The organism is Pseudomonas sp. ATCC 13867 (assembly GCF_000349845.1).
In the GTDB taxonomy this organism is placed as follows: Bacteria; Pseudomonadota; Gammaproteobacteria; order Pseudomonadales; family Pseudomonadaceae; genus Pseudomonas.
The window spans coordinates 957,395-975,909 of record NC_020829.1 but is presented as its reverse complement, the minus strand read 5'-3'; the positions used below and the strand labels follow the sequence as shown (position 1 = coordinate 975,909).

The following is an 18,515-nucleotide window of genomic DNA, read 5'->3' as shown; positions in this document are numbered from 1 at the left end:
ATTCATTAGCTAGTCAAAGCCTCACTCTGGTCTGTCCCGGGCTGAGTGGACACTGACTTAAGGTGGATAATGTCCACCGCAAGGAGTGTTCATGACCCAGACCAGACGACGTTTTCCCGAATCTTTCAAACGCGAGGCGGTAGACCAGGTGCTTGCCGGTACGCCGCTTCGTCATGTAGCCGAGACGCTCGGCATCGCTGAAAGCCTGCTGGGCAATTGGAAGCGCCAGTACGAGCAGCAAGGTGAGGATGCCTTTCCGGGCAATGGCAAGCAGCGGGGCGAGAGCGCGGAGCTGCGTCGCCTACGCCAGCAACTGGCTCAAGTCACCATGGAGCGCGATGTTTTAAAAAAGGCGCTCGCCATCTTCTCGCAGCCCACGAAGTGAAGTTCCGCGCCATCGAGGCGTTGGCCGGTCGCTATCCCGTAGCGCCGATGTGCCGGCTGCTGCAGGTATCCCGCAGCGGTTTCTATGCCTGGCAGCAGCGGCCTCCCTCGGCGAGAGAGATGGCGAATCGGCGTCTGAGCCAGGAGATCCGCACCATCCACCACGAGGTGAATGGGATCTATGGCCATCGCCGAATCAAGGCCGAGTTGGCGGCCATGGGGCATGCGTGTGGTCGACACCGAGTCGCTCGACTGATGCGCGAAGCCGGCCTGCGTGTTCGTTCGCGCAAGCGTTGGCGGCTGGTTTCCAGCAGTCGTCATGCTCTGCCGATTGCCCCGAACCACCTGGATCGCCAGTTCGCCTCGGATCGCGCCAATCGGCACTGGGTCTCGGACATGACCTACGTGCGGACGGCCCAAGGCTGGCTGTATCTGGCCGTCGTGCTCGATCTCTATTCACGCGCTGTCGTCGGTTGGGCGATGCACCACCGCATGCAGCAGGCCCTGGTGCATGCTGCTCTGGAGATGGCCGTTGCACGCCGACAGCCGAAAGAAGAAGTGCTGCTGCACTCGGATCGTGGCAGCCAATACTGCGCGTACGACTACCAGGCCTTGCTTCGGCGACATCGAATCGTGCCCAGCCATTCACGTCCGGGGACTGCTGGGACAACGCCGCGATGGAGAGCTTCTTCCGTTCGCTGAAGGCCGAGCGGGTGTACCTGACTCGCTACGCCAGCTACCAGGAGGCGAAAACCGACCTGTTCGACTACATCCGCTTTTACAATCACCGCCGTCGCCACTCGACGTTGGGTTATCTCAGTCCGATGGAGTTTGAGCGGCGAAATGCGAGCAGTAGCTCTTAACTACTTGTCCACCAGTTCCGGGACAGACCACTGGTACTATTCCACTGGCCACCGACGCCCAAATCTGGCGAAGACAAAGATTCATCCTCCCTTCCGCAACCAGAAATCAATCATGTCCGACCAGTCAGCAAATCTGCCCTCCCGCAACCTTGCCGACAGCGAGCCAAACGTCAGCCGTGCACGGCGCTTCTACCATTCTCGCTGGCGGCTCTGGCGACAACATCTGGCGTTCTGGGTCGGGGCTCTGCTGGTAGGCCTGTTGGCGCTGGCCTTCGCCTGGCTGGCGGACCAGTCCTTCGCCCTGTTCAAGCGCACGCTCGGCGTCGCCCCCTGGCTGCCGCTGCTGGTCACCCCCGCGGGTTTCGCCCTGCTGGCCTGGGTCACCCAGCGCTGGTTCGTCGAGGCCAAGGGCAGCGGCATTCCCCAGGTGATCGCCGCGCTGGAGTCGCCTTCGCGGCGCTTCCGCGCCCAGGTGCTGGCGCTGCCGGTGGCCGCCGTGCGCATGGTCTTCACCCTGGGCGCGCTGCTGGTGGGCGGCTCGGTGGGCCGCGAAGGGCCCACGGTGCACGTCGGCGCCGCGGTCATCTACGCCTTCGGCCGGCGCCTGGGGCTGCACGGCCGGCGCACCATCGCCGGGCTGATCCTCGCCGGCGGCGCGGCCGGCATCGCCGCGGCCTTCAACACGCCGCTGGCCGGCATCGTGTTCGCCATCGAGGAGCTCAGCCGCACCTTCGAACAGCGCTTCAGCGGCCTGGTGCTGACCGCGGTGCTGATCGGCGGCGCCGTCACCCTCGGGCTGATGGGCCACTACTCCTACTTCGGCGAGATCGGCGGCAGCCTGCCGGCGGGCTGGGGCTGGAGCGAGGTGCCGGCCTGCGCGCTGCTCGGCGGCCTGCTGGGCGGGCTCTACGTCAAGCTGGTGCTGCCCACCCGGGTCGGCTGGCTGGGCCGCATGTGCCGCCTGCGCGAGCGCTTCCCGGTGCGCTTCGCCGGTGCCTGCGGGCTGCTGCTGGCGCTGCTGGGGCTGGCCTCGGGCAACCACGTGTTCGGCACCGGCTACGAGGAGACCCGCGCCCTGCTGGAGGGCCAGCCGATGACCGAGCAGAGCTTCCTGCTGTGGAAGTTCCTGGCCAACGTGGTGTCCTACCTCGCCGGCATCCCCGGCGGCCTGTTCTCGCCCTCGCTGAGCATAGGCGCGGCCTTCGCCCCGCTGCTGGCCCAGTTGCCCGACGTCAACCCGCAGACCTGCGCGCTGCTGGGCATGGGCGCCTACCTCGCCGGGGTGACGCGCTCGCCGCTGACCGCCTCGGTGATCGTCCTGGAACTCTCCCACAGCCCCGACCTGCTCATCCCCATGCTGGCGGCCACGGTCATGGCCGCCACCGTCTCCGGCTGGATCGCACCGGTCTCGCTGTACCACGCCCTGGCGCGGCAGATCCTCGACAAGCTGGCACCAAATAAACCCTGAGCTAAAAGCAGTCGCGCGCTCTTAGACTTTCGGCTAAAAACCTGGGCAAGCCGGGCGCAAGCGTTCTACGGTTAGTCATTCAGGCACAAGAACAAGAACCTGGAGACCCAGCCATGATCCGACGCACCCGCCTGGCGCTGGCCGGCGCCGCCTTCCTCGCCGTCTGCGCCACCGCCCAGGCCGCCCCTGTCTTCATCAACATCCTCACCGGCGGCACCAGCGGTGTGTACTACCCCGTGGGCGTCGGCCTGTCGCAGATCTACAGCCACGGCATCGAGGGCAGCAAGACCTCGGTGCAGGCCACCAAGGCCTCGGTGGAGAACCTCAACCTGCTGCAGGCCGGCCGCGGCGAACTGGCCTTCGCCCTTGGCGACTCGGTGGCCGACGCCTGGAAGGGCGAGGCCGACGCCGGCTTCAAGACGCCGCTGAAGAAGCTGCGGGCCATCGCCGGCACCTACCCCAACTACATCCAAATCGTCGCCAGCAAGGAGTCGGGGATCACCTCCCTGGCCGACCTCAAGGGCAAGCGTATCTCCGTCGGCGCGCCCAAGTCCGGCACCGAGCTGAACGCCCGTGCGATCTTCAAGGCCGCCGGGCTGAGCTACGAGGACATGGGCAAGGTCGAGTACCTGCCCTTCGCCGAGTCGGTGGAGCTGATCAAGAACCGCCAGCTCGACGCCACCCTGCAGTCCTCGGGCCTGGGCCAGGCATCGATCCGCGACCTGGCCTCGACCATGCCGGTGAGCTTCGTGGCGATCCCCGCCGAGGTGGTGGCGAAGATCGGCAACAACGCCTACCTGCCGGCGACCATCCCGGCCAAGACCTACGACGGCCAGGACGCCGACGTGCCCACCGCCGCCATCGTCAATATCCTGGTAACCCATGAAGGGGTGAGTGACGAGTTGGCCTACCAGATGACCAAGCAGTTGTTCGATAACCTGCCGCGCCTGGTCACCGCCCATGCGGCGGCCAAGGACATCAGCCTGGACAAGGCGGCGAAGAACCTGCCGATTCCGCTGCACCCCGGCGCCGAGCGCTTCTACAAGGAAAAAGGTCTGCTTCCCTGAGCCATGGGCCGGCCCCACGCCGGGGCCGGCCACCGCAGGAGACCCCGAATGAGCGATACCGCCCACGGCCTGCATGCCGACACCGAGCGCTGGCCCACCAGCCTGTTCGCCGTCGCCCTGGCCTTTTCGATCTTCCAGGTCGCCACCGCGGCCTTTCCGCTGATCTCCACCCAGGTCCTGCGCGCGGTGCACGTGGGCTTCCTGCTGCTGGTGGTCTACCTGTGCTACCCGGCGCGCGGCCATGGCCGTCCCTGGCAGCCGCTAGCCTGGCTGCTGGGCCTGGGGGGCATGGCCACGGCGGCCTACCAGTGGTTCTTCGAGGCCGACCTGATCCAGCGCTCCGGCGAACTGACCCACGGCGACATGCTCATCGGCCTGGTACTGATCGTGCTGGTGTTCGAGGCCGCCCGGCGCGTCATGGGCATCGCCCTGCCGATCATCTGCGCCCTGTTCCTCGTCTACGGTCTGCTCGGCCAGTACCTGCCGGGCGACCTGGCGCACCGCGGCTATGGCTTCGACCAAATCGTCAACCAGCTATCCTTCGGCACGGAGGGCCTGTACGGCACGCCCACCTATGTGTCGGCCACCTACATCTATCTGTTCATCCTATTCGGCGCCTTCCTCGAACAGGCCGGGATGATCCGCCTGTTCACCGACTTCGCCATGGGCCTGTTCGGCCACCGCAGCGGCGGACCGGCCAAGGTCTCGGTGTTCTCCTCGGCGCTGATGGGTACCATCACCGGCTCCGGGGTGGCTAATGTGGTCACCACCGGGCAGTTCACCATTCCGCTGATGAAACGCTTCGGTTACTCGCCGGCCTTCGCTGGCGGCGTCGAAGCCACCTCCAGCATGGGCAGCCAGATCATGCCCCCGGTGATGGGGGCGGTGGCCTTCATCATGGCCGAGACCATCAACGTGCCCTACGCAGAGGTGGCCAAGGCGGCGCTGATCCCGGCCCTGCTGTATTTCGGCTCGGTGTACTGGATGGTCCACCTGGAGGCCCGGCGCAGCCATTTGCACGGCCTGCCGCCGGAGCAATGCCCAAGCGCCTGGGGCGCGCTGCGCCAGCGCTGGTTCCTGCTGATCCCGCTGCTGGTGCTGATCGCCCTGCTGTTTTCCGGGCGTACCCCGCTGTACTCGGGCATGGTCGGCCTAGCGCTGACTGCCATTGTCATCCTCGGCTCGGCGATCATCCTGCGCGCCGGCAACACCTGGCTGCGCATCGCCTTCTGGGTGGCGCTAGGGGTGCTCTGCTCGGGGTTCTTCCGCCTGGGTATCGGCATCGTCTTCCTGGTCATCGCCGCCCTGGCACTGGCCTGCTTCTTCATCCGCGGCGGCCACGCCACCCTGCGGGCCTGCGTCATGGCCCTGGCCGAAGGCGCCCGCCATGCTGTGCCGGTGGGCATCGCCTGCACCCTGGTCGGGGTGATCATCGGCGTCATCTCGCTGACCGGGGTAGCCACCACCTTCGCCGGCTACATCCTCGACCTGGGTCGCGACAACCTGTTTCTCTCACTGGTGCTGACCATGCTCACCTGCCTGGTGCTGGGCATGGGCATCCCGACCATCCCCAACTACATCATCACCAGTTCCATCGCGGCCCCGGCCCTGCTGGAGCTGGGCGTGCCGCTGATCGTCTCGCACATGTTCGTGTTCTATTTCGGCATCCTCGCCGACCTCACCCCGCCGGTGGCCCTGGCCTGCTTCGCCGCCGCCCCCATCGCCCAGGAGAAGGGGCTGAAGATCAGCTTCTGGGCGGTGCGCATCGCCCTGGCCGGCTTCGTCGTGCCCTTCATGGCGGTCTACGACCCGGCGCTGATGATGCAGGGCGACAGTTGGGCGGCCACGCTCTACATGCTGGTCAAGGCGATCTTCGCGGTGGTGCTCTGGGGCATGGCCTCCATCGGCCACCTCAGTGCACCCATGCCATGGTGGGAGCGCGGCCTGGCGTTCGCCGCCGGCCTGTTGCTGATCCTCGCCCTGCCGATCAGCGACGAAGCCGGCTTCGCCCTGGGCGCGGCGGTGCTCGGCTGGCACCTGTGGCGCCATCGCGGCGCGGCCGGGCAGCCGGCATGACCGGCCTGTGCCTGGGGCTGGCCGGGGTGGTCTGGGCCAGCCTGCCGCTGCAGCACTTTACCCTGGCCTGGCAGCACAGCATCGAGAAGATCCGCTGGGAGGAGGACTACCAGGTAACCTCTGCCGGCCTGCTGCTGGGCGAGGCGAGAGTGCGCGGCAACGGCGCCGGCATGGAAATTCCGGACGGTGCGGTCCTGCGCGACGGCGCCTGGCACTACCGGCGCCACCTTCCACCGTTGCAACCGCTGCACGCCGGGCGCACGCCCGAGGCCGGCGACTACCAACTGTGCACCGAACACGGATGCCAGGCGCTGGCGCACTGGCTGGGGCCACCGACGACGAAGACCCCGGCCATGGATTTCTGGGCCTGCGAGACGACCACCGAAACGTCCCGGCCCCTCTAGCGCAGCGAATCGCGCTCATTCAGCCGACGACGTGCAGGTAGTGCAGGTGCCTTTCGTACTGATCGAGAATGTCGCTGATCACGTCATCGCGGCTCCAGCCCATGATGTCGTAGTCCTGGCCACCCTCGCGCAGATGCACCTCGGCACGGAAGTATTTGCGCGCATCGCTGCTCTCCTCGGTGTCACGCATGACGAAACTGGGTGTGGTGAACGCGCGCGGTCGCACTTCGTAGAGGAAGCGGCCTTCGCCGGCGTGGTCCAGCTCCAGGCTCACACGGCCGTCTTCGCGTTCGCTCACCGTTACCTCGTAGCCCTGCTTGCGCAATTCGACGGCGACCTCCTCGCACGCCGGCCTCGCCACCTCGGCGATGAAGCGCGTCACGTGGGCACGCCGCGGCAACATGGCGATGTTGCGCAGACGCCGCTGCCAGCCGCCATGGGCATGGGGCGCCTGGCGCGGCGACGGCAGTGCCTGGTTGCGCAGGCCCCGGCGGGTTGCGTCCAGGTGCAACGCACGGAACAATCCCCAGATCGACGCCAGGAGGATGATGGAGAACGGCAACGCACTGGCGATGGTCGCGGTCTGCAGTGCCTTCAGTCCGTTGGCCAGCAGCAGCGCAATCGCCACCACGCCGATGCTCACCGACCAGAAGATGCGCTGCCACAGCGGCGAGTGGTCATGCCCGGACGAGGCCAGCATGTCCACCACCAGGGCACCGGAATCGGCGGAAGTGACGAAGAACACCACCACCATCAGTACCGCGACCATGGACACCACGCTCGACAGCGGGAAATGCTCGAGGAAGGCGAACAGCGCCAGTGAGCTGTCCTGGTCGACTATCGCCGCCAGGTCCTGCACGCCATCGGTGAGGATCATGTGGATCGCCGAGTCACCGAACACCGTCATCCACAACAGGGTGAAACCGGCCGGCACGAACAGCACGCCGCAGACGAACTCGCGAATCGTCCGGCCACGCGAGATGCGCGCGATGAACAGACCCACGAAAGGCGACCAGGACAACCACCAGCCCCAGTACAGCAGAGTCCAACCACCGATCCAGTCCGTGGGCTGGTAGGCGTAGAGATTGAACGTCTTGTAGACGATATCGGACAGGTAGGCGCCGGTATTCTGTACGTAGGTCTGCAGCAGGAAGACCGTGGGGCCCAGCAACAGCACGAAGAGCAGCAGCACCGCCGCCAATCCCAGGTTGAGCTCCGAAAGAATGCGGATTCCCTTATCCAGGCCGCTGGCCACCGAAAGCGTGGCCAGGCCGCAGGTAATGGCGATCAGGACGATCTGCACGGAGGGGTTCACCGGCAAACCGAACAGATGGTGGAAACCACTGTTGATCTGCAACACGCCATAGCCCAGCGAAGTGGCGACGCCGAACACGGTGCCGAGGATGGCGAAAATGTCCACGGCATGGCCGATGGGCCCATGGATGCGCTCGCCGATCAGCGGATAGAGCGCCGAGCGCAGCGTGAGCGGCAAGCCCTTGCGGAAGCTGAAGTAAGCCAGGATCAGCCCGACCATCGCATAGATCGCCCAGGCATGCAGGCCCCAGTGGAAGAAGGTGATCTTCATCGCTTCGCGCGCGGCGGCTACCGTGCCCGGTTCACCCACCGGCGGCGTGGTGAAATGCATGACCGGCTCGGCGACGCCGAAGAACATCAGGCCGATGCCCATGCCGGCGGAAAACAGCATGGCGAACCAACTGCTGCTTCGGTACTCCGGCTCGCTGTGGTCGGGGCCGAGCTTGATATCGCCATAGCGACTGACCGCCAGGAACACGACGCTGATCAGGATCAGCGCCACCGCGAGGATGTAGAACCAACTGGCATTGGTGATGATCCATTGCTGCACGTCGTTGAACAACGCTTGTGCCTGCTCCTGGAAAACGGAGGCATAGAGCACCAGTACCAGGATAAGCACTGCACTGCTGTAGAACACCGGTGGATTCAGGGTACTCCTTGGCTTGGATGGGGCATTCATTGCGGGTTTTCTCCTTTGAATCTGTGTGCCGAAGCACAGCGGAAAACCTATCAAGGGTAACAAGCATGGCCTGCTATCCCTACCGCAAATGGGAAATGGGCGCTTTTTTCGCCGAGCGAATCCTGACACTCCAGCCAGCGTGATGACGCTTACGCAACGGTGCGAACGTGAAGCGCTGGAACTTCACTGACCGCGAAAGGGTCCTGTAGACTTGCGCTCCGGGTGTCTGCTGCAAGGGTGGCGAGACAGGTCAATGCGCAGGTCGGGCCGCCGCGCGGAGAGCTTGTGCGCATGCAACAGAATCCCCTGCCCCGTGCCCAGCGAATGGCCGAACGCGCCTTCGCCAACCTTGAACGTTTCCTGCATATCGAAGCCGTCAGTGGCGCCGTCCTGCTGGTCGCAGCCGTCATCGCCCTGCTGTGGGCGAACTCCCCGGCCGCTCATAGCTACGACGCCCTATGGCACGCTCCGCTGTCCATCGGAATCGGCTCCTTCACGTTCTCGCGTTCGCTCCACTTCTGGATAAACGATGGGTTGATGACCGTGTTCTTCCTGGTCGTCGGCATGGAAATCCGCCGGGAAATCCATGAGGGTGCCCTGGCCAACCTGCGCCAGGCGGCATTACCCATGATAGCGGCTGTTGGTGGTGTCCTGGCGCCGGCAGCGATCTACCTGGCGATAAACCACACCCCCGCCGCGCACTCGGGCTGGGCCATACCGACGGCCACCGACATCGCCTTCGCGGTGGGCGTGCTGGCGTTGCTGGGCAAATCCATCCCCGCCAACGTCAGGGTGTTCCTGCTGGCGCTGGCCGTCATCGACGACATCATCGCGGTCCTGATCATCGCCGTCTTCTACTCTGGAGGCCTCGACTACAGTGGCTTCGCCATCGCGGCAGTGGGCATCCTGCTCGTGCTCGGCCTGCAGAAGATCGGCGTCGGAACCGCCTACGCCTATGTGCTTCCGGGTGCGGTGACCTGGGCCGGCCTGCTCATGACCGGGGCGCATCCCAGCCTGGCTGGCGTGGTGCTCGGCCTGATGACACCGGTGTACAGCATGCCGATGCGGGAGCGCCCCCTGGAGCGTGTTTCGCGCATTACCGGCGAACTGATCGGCCGGGCTCAATCGCCGGAACAGGACGCAAGCGACCTGATGCCACCCCTGAAGAGCCTGCGCCATGCACAACGCGAACTGGTCCCGCCCGTGGTACGCGTTCAGCAGGCCCTGCATCCCTGGGTCGCCTACGGCATCATGCCCCTGTTCGCCCTTGCCAACGCCGGGGTCAGCCTCCAGGGCATCGACCTGGCTGCCGAGGCGCCGCATTGGGTCCTGCTGGGCGTGGCCACCGCGCTCATCGTCGGGAAACCACTCGGCATCATCAGCATCACCTGGTTGATGGTGCGCCTGGGCTGGTGTGCGTTGCCGAGCGGGGTCACCTGGCGAGGCGTCATCCTGATCGGGCTGCTCGCGGGTATCGGCTTCACCATGTCGATCTTCATCGCCATGCTCGGCTTCTCCGAGCCCAGTCTGCTCGGCCCCGCGAAGCTCGGCGTACTGATCGGCTCCACCTTCGCCGCGGCGCTGGGGCTGGCCTGGGGGGCTTTCGTCATGCGTCAGGACAAGGGAAGGGAGCCTGCGCGCGCGAAGTGAACGATCCGATCCAGGATCCGCCTCAGGGTCATCCGGCGCCATTCAGCACATGCATAGGCCTTGACCACCCAACTCGCTCGGCAGCAACGTCATCCCCACCCCTTCCGGAGCGACGCCATGCCCAGCCTGAATCCAAGCCGCGAACAACTTGCCCGGTTCACCGAGGAAATGCCGGCCGGCAAGCCGATACTGATGCTCAATCTGCTGCGTTACCGGACCGAAGCCGACTATCCGCCAGATGAGGGAGCGTCCCCCTGCACCGGCCGCGAGGCCTATGCCCGCTATGCCCGCGTCGCCGGGGCGAAAGTCGCCGCAGTCGGCGGATCGGTTCGGCTGCTGGCAGACGCCCATGTGGCGCTCATCGCTCCGGATGACGAGCGATGGGACGAAATTCTGCTGGTGCGCTACCCCTCGAGGGAAGCGTTCCTGAGCATGCTGGCCGATAGCGAATATCGTGCGGCAACGGTGCATCGCACAGCCGCCCTGGCCGACTCGCGACTCATCGCCAGCACCGAACGCGAGGCCTGAGCCCCCAAGGCACCGATTGCATCCGCTACCGGTGCCCGAGACTTCAGGCTGCCATCCGCTCGCAAGCCTCGGCGCAGAGTCGGCAAGCCGCCGCGCACTGGTGGCAATGCTCATGCTCGTGCTTGCCGCACTCCTCGCCACATGCCCTGCAAATCCATGCACAGAGCCGGCAGGCGTCTTTGGCCAACGAGCTGTTTCTGGCCATGAGCAATGCGGCGAGACGGCAAGTATCGGCACAATCGCGATCCAGCTCGATGCATCGAGCCATCGACCGCACATTTTCTTCGCCCAGGCATGCACTGGCACATCGCTCACAAGCGACGGCGCAGTCTGTGCACGCCTGCAAACAGGCCTCGTAGTCTTGAGTCTGCATGGGTTGATCCTCGCTTCGTTGTCGTGTTTGAAGTAATCGCTGAACCGCCCGTTTAATCGTGCTGGATACGGCGACAATCCGGTCGACCGACTGCTGACAGTGGGGTTCAGGATTTCGGTCGACCGCCCGAGTGACCATGCGTAACGACAGGGCCTGCCAGCCGGCGCTCGGCCCAACGCACAACGACCGTCAGCCTCGCGGGCCGAACGCCCGAAGCAGGCCAGTCCGGATGACGTGGTACATTGCCCCCCTTTCAGCGCCCCAGGTCGACAGATAGCCCAGTGAAACGCCCGGACAGCGTCGCCCAATGAACATTCCACCCAGCCTCAGCCACCCCTGGCGCCTGCGCCTGGTCATCCTGCTCTTCGGCCTTCTTTCGGCCGTGCTCTGCTGGCGCCTGCTCGAACTGCAATTGCATCAGCGCGAGTTCCTGCAGGCCCATGGCGATGCGCGTAGCCTGCGTTATCTGAAGATTCCCGCCCATCGCGGCGAGATCACCGACCGCCGGGGAGAGCCCCTGGCGGTGAGCACGCCGATGCTCACCCTCTGGGCCAACGGCAGGGAACTGGCCGCGGCCCCCGAGCGCTGGGCGGAACTCGCCAATGCCCTGGGCCAAACGCCTGCGGCCTTCGCGGCGCGCCTGCAGGCCAACCGCGAACGCGAGTTCTTCTACCTGGAGCGGGGCCTGCCGCCGGTGGTCGGGCAGGCCATCCTGGCGCGCAAGGTGCCGGGCGTCTATGCGCGGGAAGAGTATCGGCGCTTCTACCCGGCCAGCGATACGACGTCCCAGGTGGTCGGCTTCACCGATATCGACGGCCACGGCCAGGAGGGCGTGGAATATGCCTTCGACAGTTGGCTGTCCGGGGTGCCCGGCCGACGCCTGGTGCTCAAGGACCTGTACGGGCGCGTGGTGAAGAACCTGCAGGTCGTGCGCAACGCCAAGCCCGGCAAGGACCTGGCGTTGTCGCTGGACCTGCGCCTGCAATACCTCGCCAACCGCGAACTGAGGCGGGCGCTGGACCAGTTCGGCGCCAAGGCCGGCAGCCTGGTGATGATCGACGTGCGTACCGGTGAGTTGCTGGCGATGGCCAACCAGCCCAGCTTCAACCCGAACAACCGCCAGGGCCTGGATCCCGCGGCCATCCGCAACCGCGCGCTGACCGACGTGTTCGAGCCAGGCTCCACCGTCAAGCCCATTTCCATGTGCGCCGCCCTAGAAAGCGGCCGCTGGCGGCCGTCTGACCAGGTCGAAGTGTGGCCCGGCAGCCTACGCATCGGCCACTACACCATTCGCGACGTGACCCGCAGCGAGGGCCGCATACTCGACCTCACCGGCATCCTCATCAACTCCAGCAACGTCGGCATGAGCAAGGTGGCGTTCGACATCGGCGGCCAAGCCATCCACGACGTGATGCAACGGATGGGCCTGGGCCAGTACACTGGTCTGGGCTTCCCCGGCGAGCGCGTCGGCAACCTGCCAGCCTATCCGCGCTGGCGGCCAGCGGAGACGGCCACGCTTTCGTACGGTTACGGCCTGTCGATAACCGCCGTGCAGCTGGCCCACGCCTATGCCACCCTGGCCAATGGCGGGAGCATGATGCCCCTGTCGCTGGTGCGCCGCGAGCGCGCGCCGCGCCCCGAGCAGGTCATTCCGGAAAAGGTCGCGCACACCGTGACGGCCATGCTCGAACAGGTGGTCGAATCGCCCCGCGGCATCCATCGCGCCCGGGTGCCCGGCTATCACGTGGCCGGCAAGAGCGGCACAGCGCGCAAGGCCGCCACCGGTGCGCGCGGCTACCGGGAAAACGCCTACCGCTCGATGTTCGTCGGCTTCGGCCCGGTCAGCGCTCCGCGCATCGCCATCTCAGTGATGATCGACGAGCCCAGCCGCGACGGCTACTTCGGCGGCAAGGTTGCCGCGCCGGTTTTCAGTCGTGTGATGAGTGGGGCCCTGCGCATTCTCGAGGTTGCGCCCGATAACCTTCCGCAGCCGCCGTTGCACGAGGCGACAGAGGATTCTCGAGCACTGGCGTCCGGTTGAAATGAGGGCCGAAAGCATTTCACTGAACCTCTTCCGATCTGGTTCGAGCACATCTGCTCGCTCCCTCATCGGATCGGAAGCATTCAATGAAAGGTTAAGAGCTACTGCCGCTCTGGCATCCTCAGCCATTTGCTAGGGGATAGCTTCTGCTTTACCCGCGAAGATGATAGCAGCGCTCAAGCGTGGCCAAGACCATAACCGCGGAGTTTGGCAGGTCCCAACTGAAACTGGCCAACAAAAAAAGAAACCCGGCCGAAGCCGGGTAGTTAAAGGAAACATTCATCATTCGGATGCTCAGCAGGAGATGGGGTTCAGGCAGAGCAGCCACAATGGTGACATCCCGATAATCCCAGATTTTCACGGCCCGAACAATTCAGTATCACCATTCGCATGGACAATTGCCCTTAGTCCAATCGAGACAACGGCCGTGACAGCCAAATGATGCCTTGGAGGCGCAATTGAATTGGTCAGTATCGGGTAGAACAGTCCCGCATACGCCATAGATGATCAGCACGCTTACGGCGTAGATGCGATCGACTGACATCAGCATGAAGGGAAACACTGCACCTAACGGGACTCTGAGCGACGGGTAGCGTCTACTCATAATTCACTCCATGATCGTTACCCCTCCTGCGAGCATACGCTATCGCGGTAAGCAGTTCCCGGCAGAAGCAGCCGCGCAGCGAAGGGGGTGATGGAGAGAATGGCTTCCTGCCTTTCCTTGCCATGATGTCCGCTTTGGGTCCAGGCTGTGTGAAAACTGCGAAGTGCGTACACCAGAGCCGCATACGGGATTGGGCCACGAAGGAGCGTGCGACAGGATCGACCACAGGCTGTTAACCGCTGCCAGTGCCTTCTGAGGCGGTCTACGGCAGTTTGTGGTGGAGAGGCGTAGGAAAATGGCCGGTCTCAGGCCCGCAGTGCCTCCATCGCACCGGTAACGCCAAAGATGCTCATCAGCCGCTTGAAGTTGTAGGCCAGCACATGCAGGCTCATTTCCGTGCTGACTCGGGGCAGTGTTCGGGTCAGGAAGTGCGTCGCGCCCATCCAATATTTGAGCGTGCCAAACGGGTGCTCCACGGTCTGGCGGCGCACGCTCATCATCTCTGGTTCGCGATCCAGCCGCTGCTGCATGGCCTCCAGTACCGCCTCGTGCCGCCAGCGTTTGAGTCGGCGATAACTGCTCGTGGTGCAGCTGCTGCGTATCGGGCAGCTCGGGCAGGCAGAACTCCAGTAAGCATCCAGCTCGAGGCCATCTTCCACCGTCGAGAAGCGCTTGATTGCACGCTGCCCAGCAGGGCATTGGTACTCATCATCAGCGGCTATGTAGACGAAGTCCTGTTTACCAAAACGCCCTTCAGCCTTGCTGCTGGAGGTCATCGGCTTGGGCACGAAGGGAGTAATGCCCGCCTGCTCGCACGCGAGGATTTCCACCCCGCTGAAGTAGCCTCGATCGGCAACGACGCTAAGGCGTTCAGACCCGGTGGCTTCGCGAGCCTGCTTGGCCATCGTGGCGAGCGCTGCACGGTCATGGCCGACGTTGGTGACTTCGTGCGCAACGATCAGGTGGTTCCGGGTGTCGACCGCCGTCTGCACGTTGTAGCCGACTACGCCAGTACCTTTGCCACTGGTGGCCATGGAGCGTGCATCCGGATCGGTGAGCGAGACTTGCCCATCCGGTGCTTCACGTAGCTGCTGCTCCATCTCCTTGAGCGCCTGCATCTGCTGGCGGAGTTTCTCGATTTTTTCCTGGAGGCGGCTGGTTTTGGCTTCGGCGACATCGGATTGAGTTCGGTCGGCAGTGTCCAGCGCTGCCAGATAACGGTCGATGCTTTTTTCAATCTGCTCCATCCGGGCGCGCAGCTTGCCGTGGGTGAAGTTGCGATCACGGTTGTTGACCGCTTTGAACTTGCTGCCGTCGATGGCCACGAGCGACTGGGAGAACAAATCGAGTTGGCGACACAGCACGACGAACTGCCGGCAGACATTGCGAATAGCTTTGCCGTTGTCGCGCCGGAAGTCGGCAATGGTTTTGAAGTCCGGAGCCAGTCGCCCAGTCAGCCACATCAGCTCGAGGTTGCGCTGGCATTCGCGCTCCAGGCGACGGCTGGATTGAATGCGGTTGAGGTAGCCGTAGATGTAGACCTTCAACATCACGGCGGGGTGATAGGACGGTCGCCCAGTTACGGCAGGAGTGACCCCATCGAACTCCAGGGCCACCAAATCCAGTTGCTCGACGAAGGCTTCGACCACGCGGATCGGGTTGTCTTCGGCGACGAAGTCATCCAGGCATTCGGGAAGCAAGCTGACTTGTGCCCGGCTCACCTCTTCGATGAATCGCTTCATACGCCGCCCCCGCTGAGGTTGCTCCAGCAACTCTAGGCGAGGACGACGTTTTCACACAGCCTGGGTCGATTGCAGCCGGTCGTGACTACGATGTGACTGGTTAAGCCGCATGCAAGCGGAGGTCAGCACGAATGCACATGCTTGGTCAGGAGGAATGCAATCGGGTGGTCAAGTCAGTGCGATTACGCAGCCAAGCACGCCGCCGCGCTCTAAGCCACAGGTGCAACAGCGGCCTGAACAGCCCCACCCCATAACGGCAAAGGCATCTTGACTACAAGTTCATCCTCGACCACGAAAGCCAAGCTATAGCGGGCCCGGGTGATGGCCACATAGAGCTTGTTCCGAGACTCTTCCGTTTTATCCTTATCAAACGCCTTGCCGTCGCCAGACAGATACTTGAGATGCTTCTCCGGGGAAAAGATCAAAACCCGATCAAAACCTAGCCCCTTGCTAGAACCAAAAGTGTGACAGGACAAGTTCGGTGGCAAGTAGTTGTTACCCATCGACGATGACCAGCGCAAGACCTGGGGCTTGAATGCGGCAATGTACTCGCCCACCTGGGAATGCTTGACAACAAATGCGCCGTAGTGATGTACCACCTCGTCAGGAATCTGCTTCATCTCTGACACAGTCTTATCATAGAGACCAGGGTGTATCGTGTCGGATAGATCGCAGATCTCCTGAATGCATCTACGATTCCTCGGTAGCGAATGCTGGTGGAATTTTAAGCCTTGGAAATATTCGATTTTTTCTACCGGAGTCTGAGGTGCCTTGTGCCCGAAAGTGGTGGTGTAGATGGTCTGACGAAAATCGCCAACGCAGCAAATTGAGTCAGGCATCACCTTGCTCAATGCCTTAATAACATCGTAATCCCAACCGACTAGATCCTGGACTTCATCGAAGAACACTCGCTGATAGATGTCTTTCAGCCGCTTGGCAGGAGCGTTTTTCGTCTGTTTCGCGATCAATGTCGCCAGCTTTGCCAAGAAACCTGTATAGGCCTTGGTCTTGCAAGAGGTGAGATAATGCAGAGGGTTCAGCACTCCTTTTATTTTCTCTCCTCGGTTGGGTAGCCACTTGGTCGTACCAGGTCTCAAGTGGGGATTGTGCTCAGTGAATGCTGTAGTCGTGATCCGATCGGGAAACACTACGTTTTGGTAGGGCCTTACCAAGTCTTCGAGGTAGAAAGAAAACAGGCCCTTTACGACAAAATTATCACTGCTCCTGCCGTACACCTTGACGAAACGAGAGCGCAGCTCAGCCTGATTGCTCGTGGTGTAGGTAACAACCAAGACTCGGCCACCAGCATCGATGACCTCGATGGCGTCCTGGATGATTTTGTGCGTTTTGCCCGATCCTGCGCCTGCGATCCAGAGTTCGTTAGCCAAAATCGAACACCTCATCTAGAAAGGCCGGATACTTGAAATCCAATGTCCCATCGAACAGCCTGATCGCCGAATCGACTTTTCGCGCTCCCTTGCCATTACCCCTGACGCTTCGGAACCAATCGATTAGAAATTCGCGTCGCTCCTCCAAAGTGCCGACCACTTTGTAGAGGTTGTACGTCTGCGTGGATAGAACCTCCTCCGCAAAGGCATCCAGCGTCTTCAGATCGGCGGCGTTGGCGTAAATCATCGCGGGCTCAAGCGAAAACGCCAGATCGTTGTCTGAGGAGATAAGCTTGATATTCGGGAATGCTGCGTACTCCTGACGAGCCTTCACAACGTTATCCTGGTAAGCGCCATCGTTATCCCTGAGCACGTTGATCCGGGTGCCAATCTCTTTGCCAACGGCGATAAAAGTATCGAACCCTACCCCTCGCACCACGATGATATCTATGCCGTCCTGTTCAGGAAGACGGTCATGCTTACGGTAGTAAATCTTCTTGAGCACCAACTCGTCAGACGGTCCCTCCACCAAGATCACCTTGCCTGAGAGCGCCACACGTAAGGTGTCATAGCCTGGCAACCGCTTAAGGGTCTTGACGACCTTGGGATCCAGCTTGTGAAGCCGCTGGTACGCCGACTGAACGAGACAGATCTTGTTGATGCTTAGCTTGTTGAGGACATACGAACTGTGGGTGGTCAGGAAGAGCTGTTTGGTTCCACGCTGGTTCTCGATGTAGTGCACCAGTTTGTTCAGGTTGCTGTAAGAGAGGTGATTTTCAGGCTCCTCCATCATCACCAAGTCAATGTCCTTGGACTTGTTCTGAATCGCGAGCTTGATCTGCACATTGCTCTGCTCGCCCTTACCGATGAACTGAAACGGTACGTCATCCACCTCAAGTTGCAGCCCGGTCTGAATTGATCCGGCAGGCAAGGTGCTTGCGGCGATGGAGAGCTTCTTGTCGGTGATGAGGTGCTCAGCATCAAGTCCGTCGTTAACCGCCTTGACCTCACCAGATTGATTGAATACCTGCTGGTTCTCGCGGTAGTTGAGCGTCAGCTTGACCAACTCTTCCTTTTCCAACGCAGTGTTCAGGATGGTCGAAATGTACTGGTTCTTACCCATGGTTGGGTGGATGCGTGTCGGGTCGATGTACAACGCCCTGAATTTCTTGGCCACCGCCTTGATCTGATTCCAGCCGAAATCAAGCCACTCCAATTTATAGAACTCGATCGGAATGCTGGTGATGCTTGGGTTTGTCTTCAGATAATCGGCATAGACGTCCTGAAGTGAGGTATCGAAACACGCTTGCACAATTACGCCTTGAGCATCAATCTGCAGGCTATTGTTCGCACCTCGGTAGTCTGGAACGCCATCAATGAATGCCTCTATAACAAGGCGAGGCAGATGCGCCGATGATCGATCGGAATCCAGGAATTGCTGCACTGCACTCTTGTTGAACAGATCAGGCGTGAATTCGGTGTTAAAGGGGCGACCACGGTAGTTATAATTGAGTGCGATCTCCAGCGCTTCCAGTATCGTACTCTTGCCCGCGTTATTATCACCCACAAATATATTCACATCATCGTTAAACTCAAGATGATCATCTTTGAATTTTTTGAAATTGATCAGCCTAATTGATTTAACGTGCACTCTAAATCCCTCTAGAAACTGCCAAATAATGGCCTATAGCCACCCGGAATGGACCATATCTCGGGCCTCGGGAGTTGTCTATCTATATTTCCGACGCAGAGCTAAAAAGTACTCAATGGGACAGCGCTTGGGAGTTCGCAGCGCCATCGGCGACCACATCCGATTCTTTTATGGATAACCGGACGCTTCACGCTAGCCCATCGGCTCGCGGTATCTTGCAGATTATTTTTCAACGCCGTCGGTTGGTAGCGTGCCTTCGAGAATCGCCGCTACGAGCCATTTA

Annotated in this window: 12 protein-coding genes and 1 pseudogene; 8 read left to right on the top strand and 5 right to left on the bottom strand. The window is 62.2% G+C overall.

Annotated elements, in window-relative coordinates:
• Positions 1–91: 91 nt before the first annotated feature.
• The 5 genes and pseudogenes from H681_RS27205 to H681_RS04465 all read left to right on the top strand — a co-directional run bounded on the left by H681_RS27205 (position 92) and on the right by H681_RS04465 (position 6,262).
• A pseudogene (locus tag H681_RS27205) lies at positions 92–1,247 on the top strand (IS3 family transposase).
• 112 nt (positions 1,248–1,359) lie between these two features.
• Entirely contained in the window at positions 1,360–2,715 is a 1,356-nt protein-coding gene (locus H681_RS04480) for a chloride channel protein (RefSeq protein WP_015475647.1), read from the top strand.
• A gap of 113 nt (positions 2,716–2,828) precedes the next feature.
• Positions 2,829–3,782: a TAXI family TRAP transporter solute-binding subunit gene (locus H681_RS04475; protein WP_015475646.1), complete on the top strand. Its 954-nt coding sequence runs from the start codon at positions 2,829–2,831 to the stop codon at positions 3,780–3,782.
• A gap of 48 nt (positions 3,783–3,830) precedes the next feature.
• Entirely contained in the window at positions 3,831–5,858 is a 2,028-nt protein-coding gene (locus tag H681_RS04470) for a TRAP transporter permease (protein ID WP_015475645.1), read from the top strand.
• A complete protein-coding gene (locus H681_RS04465; RefSeq protein WP_015475644.1) occupies positions 5,855–6,262 on the top strand; it encodes a DUF1850 domain-containing protein in 408 nt (135 codons plus the stop codon). The genes H681_RS04470 and H681_RS04465 overlap by 4 nt, the downstream gene beginning before the upstream one ends.
• Positions 6,263–6,281: 19 nt before the next feature.
• On the opposite strand, the gene H681_RS04460 is transcribed toward H681_RS04465, so the two are convergent.
• Positions 6,282–8,255, bottom strand: coding sequence for a BCCT family transporter (locus tag H681_RS04460; RefSeq protein ID WP_015475643.1), 1,974 nt, complete (start codon positions 8,253–8,255; stop codon positions 6,282–6,284).
• Positions 8,256–8,546: 291 nt separating this feature from the next.
• On the opposite strand from H681_RS04460, the gene nhaA reads away from it, so the two are divergent.
• Both nhaA and H681_RS04450 read left to right on the top strand, forming a co-directional pair.
• Positions 8,547–9,905, top strand: coding sequence for a Na+/H+ antiporter NhaA (nhaA, locus tag H681_RS04455; RefSeq protein ID WP_015475642.1), 1,359 nt, complete (start codon positions 8,547–8,549; stop codon positions 9,903–9,905).
• 117 nt (positions 9,906–10,022) lie between these two features.
• Positions 10,023–10,433 carry a DUF1330 domain-containing protein gene (locus tag H681_RS04450; RefSeq protein ID WP_015475641.1) on the top strand — a complete coding sequence of 137 codons (411 nt, stop codon included), beginning with the start codon at positions 10,023–10,025 and terminating at the stop codon, positions 10,431–10,433.
• A 43-nt stretch (positions 10,434–10,476) separates the two neighbouring features.
• On the opposite strand, the gene H681_RS26830 is transcribed toward H681_RS04450, so the two are convergent.
• On the bottom strand, positions 10,477–10,806 hold the full coding sequence (locus H681_RS26830) for a four-helix bundle copper-binding protein (protein ID WP_015475640.1): 330 nt from the start codon (positions 10,804–10,806) through the stop codon (positions 10,477–10,479).
• Between the two features lie 307 nt (positions 10,807–11,113).
• Here H681_RS26830 and H681_RS04445 point away from each other — a divergent pair, with 307 nt between their 5' ends.
• Positions 11,114–12,847 carry a peptidoglycan D,D-transpeptidase FtsI family protein gene (locus tag H681_RS04445; protein WP_015475639.1) on the top strand — a complete coding sequence of 578 codons (1,734 nt, stop codon included), beginning with the start codon at positions 11,114–11,116 and terminating at the stop codon, positions 12,845–12,847.
• 909 nt (positions 12,848–13,756) lie between these two features.
• Here H681_RS04445 and H681_RS04440 read toward each other — a convergent pair.
• The 3 genes from H681_RS04440 to H681_RS04430 form a co-directional block, all read right to left on the bottom strand.
• Positions 13,757–15,193: an IS1182 family transposase gene (locus H681_RS04440; RefSeq protein ID WP_015475638.1), complete on the bottom strand. Its 1,437-nt coding sequence runs from the start codon at positions 15,191–15,193 to the stop codon at positions 13,757–13,759.
• A 209-nt stretch (positions 15,194–15,402) separates the two neighbouring features.
• Positions 15,403–16,581: a UvrD-helicase domain-containing protein gene (locus H681_RS04435; RefSeq protein ID WP_015475637.1), complete on the bottom strand. Its 1,179-nt coding sequence runs from the start codon at positions 16,579–16,581 to the stop codon at positions 15,403–15,405.
• Positions 16,574–18,232: an ATP-dependent nuclease gene (locus H681_RS04430; RefSeq protein ID WP_015475636.1), complete on the bottom strand. Its 1,659-nt coding sequence runs from the start codon at positions 18,230–18,232 to the stop codon at positions 16,574–16,576. Before H681_RS04430 ends, H681_RS04435 begins: the two co-directional genes overlap by 8 nt.
• Between the last annotated feature and the right edge of the window lie 283 nt (positions 18,233–18,515).

What these genes read in the sequence shown, in the direction of transcription:
- H681_RS04475 (WP_015475646.1), top strand. Translation starts at nt 2,829, where the DNA reads ATGATCCGACGCACCCGCCTGGCGCTGGCCGGCGCCGCCTTCCTCGCC.
- H681_RS04470 (WP_015475645.1), top strand. Translation starts at nt 3,831, where the DNA reads ATGAGCGATACCGCCCACGGCCTGCATGCCGACACCGAGCGCTGGCCC.
- H681_RS04465 (WP_015475644.1), top strand. Translation starts at nt 5,855, where the DNA reads ATGACCGGCCTGTGCCTGGGGCTGGCCGGGGTGGTCTGGGCCAGCCTG.
- H681_RS04480 (WP_015475647.1), top strand. Translation starts at nt 1,360, where the DNA reads ATGTCCGACCAGTCAGCAAATCTGCCCTCCCGCAACCTTGCCGACAGC.
- H681_RS04450 (WP_015475641.1), top strand. Translation starts at nt 10,023, where the DNA reads ATGCCCAGCCTGAATCCAAGCCGCGAACAACTTGCCCGGTTCACCGAG.
- H681_RS04445 (WP_015475639.1), top strand. Translation starts at nt 11,114, where the DNA reads ATGAACATTCCACCCAGCCTCAGCCACCCCTGGCGCCTGCGCCTGGTC.
- H681_RS04460 (WP_015475643.1), bottom strand. Translation starts at nt 8,255, where the DNA reads ATGAATGCCCCATCCAAGCCAAGGAGTACCCTGAATCCACCGGTGTTC.
- nhaA (WP_015475642.1), top strand. Translation starts at nt 8,547, where the DNA reads ATGCAACAGAATCCCCTGCCCCGTGCCCAGCGAATGGCCGAACGCGCC.
- H681_RS04440 (WP_015475638.1), bottom strand. Translation starts at nt 15,193, where the DNA reads ATGAAGCGATTCATCGAAGAGGTGAGCCGGGCACAAGTCAGCTTGCTT.
- H681_RS26830 (WP_015475640.1), bottom strand. Translation starts at nt 10,806, where the DNA reads ATGCAGACTCAAGACTACGAGGCCTGTTTGCAGGCGTGCACAGACTGC.